Origin of the sequence: Propioniciclava sp., from assembly GCF_036744435.1 — a bacterium.
GTDB lineage: Bacteria > Actinomycetota > Actinomycetes > Propionibacteriales > Propionibacteriaceae > Propioniciclava.
In genome coordinates this window covers 9400-12875 of record NZ_DAIOIA010000089.1, presented here as the reverse complement: position 1 = coordinate 12875, position 3476 = coordinate 9400, and the positions used below count along the sequence as shown (strand labels likewise).

The 3476-nt window shown below is 69.6% G+C and carries 3 protein-coding genes; 1 reads left to right on the top strand and 2 read right to left on the bottom strand.

Annotation, left to right across the window (positions count from 1 at the left end):
* Positions 1-364: 364 nt before the first annotated feature.
* Together V7E09_RS11205 and V7E09_RS11200 are read right to left on the bottom strand one after the other, a co-directional pair.
* Positions 365-1162 carry a family 1 encapsulin nanocompartment shell protein gene (locus V7E09_RS11205; protein WP_324512193.1) on the bottom strand — a complete coding sequence of 266 codons (798 nt, stop codon included), beginning with the start codon at positions 1160-1162 and terminating at the stop codon, positions 365-367.
* Positions 1159-2190 carry a Dyp-type peroxidase gene (locus V7E09_RS11200; RefSeq protein WP_324512192.1) on the bottom strand — a complete coding sequence of 344 codons (1032 nt, stop codon included), beginning with the start codon at positions 2188-2190 and terminating at the stop codon, positions 1159-1161. The genes V7E09_RS11205 and V7E09_RS11200 overlap by 4 nt, the downstream gene beginning before the upstream one ends.
* Positions 2191-2344: 154 nt before the next feature.
* On the opposite strand from V7E09_RS11200, the gene V7E09_RS11195 reads away from it, so the two are divergent.
* Positions 2345-3476, top strand: a 1132-nt coding sequence (locus tag V7E09_RS11195) for a hypothetical protein (RefSeq protein WP_324523395.1), incomplete at its 3' end; no start/stop codon positions are given.

Below are 3476 nucleotides of genomic sequence, written 5' to 3'. Positions count from 1 at the left end.
GAGGCGTGACACCGAGGATCCCTCGAAAGCCCACCACTCAGCGGGGCACTATCGAGAATCGCTCCCACATTTCCACCTGGAACAGCCAGCCGAGCCCCGCCGGGTGACCGAAGAATCCTCGATCGGTACGTGAGGTGGCAGGCGGGGACGCTTCGTTGCTGGTCGCTGACATGGCGTTGTCTCCTTGGGGTCCGTCCGTTCCCACCGGTGGTCAAGGGGTGTCTCACTGGGAGGGGAATCGGTCCGGCAGACACCTTAGACCCGGCGCGGGGGCAGCCGTCCACTCCCACAGCAGTGTTTCCTTGCCACACGAAAAAGCGGATCCCGGGAGCGACCCGGGACCCGCCTTTGCCAGAGGAATACGTCAGGGCAGCAACGCCACGGACGCCTCGTCGGTGTTGTTGCGGAAAGCGAAGGACTCCTGGAAATAGAGCTGGACGCTGTCGGCGTCGTGGGACAGATAGCCGAGGGAGAGGTCCTGGCCCAATTGCAGGTCGAAGTCGCCGCTGCGCGTCGTCAGCACGACGGCACCCTGGATCGCGGGCGCCCAGATGATCTCGCCGTCCACCAGCCGGGTGAGGTGGTTGAGGATCGGGAAGCCGTGGTCGGAGGTTTCACTCACCAGCGTGTACAACTCGGCGCCCAGCAGGACGGAGTAGGGGCCTTCCACGCCCGCGAGCCGGAGCGCGGTCAACGCCGAGGTGAGCGCCTCGGGGACGTCGACCGCGTTGTCCGGGACGCGCACCACCGCGTTGGAGGAGCACGGCCGGACACCGCGGATACCCGCGGCCGGGTAGCCGTCCAGGATGGCGCGGTCCTCGGCGAACGCGATCCGCTGGGCGGCCTCCTTCAACGGCTCCCAGTCGGCGTCCTTGGCGCCCCGTTCGACGCTGTCAATCTCGGTGCGCGACAACGTGAACGGCACCCGCAGCTGCACGACGGGCGCGACCCGGTACAGCCGCGATTGCACGCCGTCGCCGGGCGCGGCGACGTCTTGGAGCCTGCCCAGGGACACGGCCGAGAAGTCGCTGCCGTGCGGGCCGGACACGTCGACGACGCGGCGGGCGGCGATGTTGCGCTGGAAGGTGCGCTTGGCCTCCTCCTCGATGTCGCTCCAGGCGGCGTCGGAGATGGGGGCGAGCGAACGGTGCAGGTTGTTCATCGGTGGTTCCTTCCAAGTGCGCCGATGCCGAGTGAACCGCTGGCATCGACCGGTGCGGATGGGGTAGGTGCGGGGAGGTCGTCGTCCCCGGCCAGGTGCGGCGCGGGGGGCGGCGACTCCAGGAAGTCGATCGAGGGGCAGAAGAACGTCGTCCCGGTGACGGCGTTCGAGAAGTCGAGGATGCGGTCGTAGTTGCCGGGCGGGTTCCCGACGAACATGTTGCGCAGCATCTCCATAGTGATGTCGGGGTCGGCTGCGTAAGCGATGTAGTAGGTGCCGAACTCGCCCGCGCCGAGCTCGCCGAACGGCATGTTGGCCCGCAGGATCTCCCGTGGGGTGCCGTCGGGCGCGTCGTCGAGGTCGTTGAGGGCGACGTGGGAGTTGGCGGGCTTCACGGCGTCCGGCATCTCGATGTCGTCGAGCTTGCTGCGTCCGATGACGCGCTCCTGCTCGCCGGTACTGAGCGCGTTCCAGGCGTCCATGTCGTGGAGGTACTTCTGGACCATCACGTAGCTGCCGCCCGCGACGAACGGGTCGGCGTCGTCGATGATCGCGGCCCGCACGGCGTCCTCGGCCTCCGGGTTCTCGGTGCCGTCCACGAAGCCGAGGAGGTCTCGCTGCTCGTAGAACCGGAAGCCGTGGGTCTCGTCGACGACGTCGACGGCACCGGCGAGGCGGGCGAGGATCTGCTGGCCCAGTTCGAAGCACACCCCCATCGAGTCGCTGCGGACGTGGAACAACAGGTCGCCCGGGGTCGCCGGGGCGGCATGCCGCTCCCCGGCGGGCGGGTCGAACGGGGTGAGCTTGGCGGGCCGGGGACCGCTGTAGAGCCGGTCCCAGGCGTCCGAGCCGACCCCGACGACGACGTCGAGTTGGCCTCCCGGCGTCCGGAACCCGACGGACCTGCGGATCCCTTGAAGGTCCTGCAACGTGTCTCGTACGGCGGCCTCGCCACCCTCGCGGAGGGTCATGACGAGAAACAGCGCCGCGCCGGTCAACGGATGAACGATTCCTTGTGCGCGTGCCACCCCTCCACCGTAGTCCGGATGCCAGTCGAAACCAGGCCGGGTCGTCGTTGGGTCCTGTCCCCTGCCCCGGGCCCGGACGCGGGCCCCGGTTCCGGGCGCGTCGTGGGTCTGCGGACTCTGGGCGACGGGTCCGCCGCCGACGAGACTCGCCCCCATGTCCAGCCCCTCGACGCCCAGCACCCGCCCCCACAGACGCGAACGGGGGAACGTCGGGCTGGGGTACCTGGCCCTGATCCTCATCGCGGCCCTGGTGTGCGGCGCGGTCGTGACCGCGGTGCCGCTCGCCAAGGTGAGCGCCCAGATGCGCTGTGCCGTGGAGTCCATCCTCACGCTGCGATGGACGTTCGACTGCGGGGCCGACGACGCCGCAGGCGGCGGGAGCGGTGGGGACGCCGGGAACGGTGGGGACGCCGGCGCCACCCCCACCAGCCCCGACGGCGGCAGCGTCCCGCTCTCCTGCTCGGACCCGGTCTACGGCCAGTTCGACGCGGTCCCGACCCAGATTCTGGGCCAGAGCAAACGCGTCGACACGCTGCCCAAGGACCCCCACCCGACCATGGTCCGGTTCGACTGCGTCTGGTACTACATCCCGCCCGACTGTGGCGCGCCCCCCGCGGGCTGGGCAGCCGGCCTCACCCCCGGTCAGGGCGTCGACGTGACCGCCTTCCGCACGTGCGTGACGTCGGGGCGCGATGCCGCCACCCCGACGCAGTCCGACAACCCCGCGTGCGTCAACGCGATGCCCGACGGCCTGGCGTCCGGCGAGGCGGCCACGGCCCGCGTCCAGATCGGCTGCACCAACTACGTCGTCCCCCAGCAGTGCCGCGCCGAGTGGAACGAGTATGTGTCCGCCGACGAGGCCGCCCAGCACGTCGAGGGGGCCGGCCCCACCGTGTCCGCGGGCATCACGCTCGCCACCTGCATCCTGACCACCTACAACAGCCTGGAGCCCGACTGCGCGGTGTGGGCGAACAGCAGCACCTCCACGAAGACGAAGCAGATCCTGTTCTGGAAGTGGAACAAGAGCAACGGGATGGTCGTCGAGAAGCTGGGGGACGGGCGGGTCCGGCTCACCCTCGCGCGGGGTTCCAGCAAGGGCTCCGGGATCGACTTCCTGCTGTCGGCCGGTTCCGCCTCGGTGTCGGCGGGGCTGTGGGGGATGACGGGCGTGGAGAACACCGATGCGTTCGAGTTCGCCAACGAGACCGATGCTCAGGCCTGGCTCGACTGGTTTCAGCAGTACGACGCGGCGGACACGGCCATGGCTAACTTCGACAACGACCACG

What these genes read in the sequence shown, in the direction of transcription:
- V7E09_RS11205 (WP_324512193.1), bottom strand. Translation starts at nt 1,162, where the DNA reads ATGAACAACCTGCACCGTTCGCTCGCCCCCATCTCCGACGCCGCCTGG.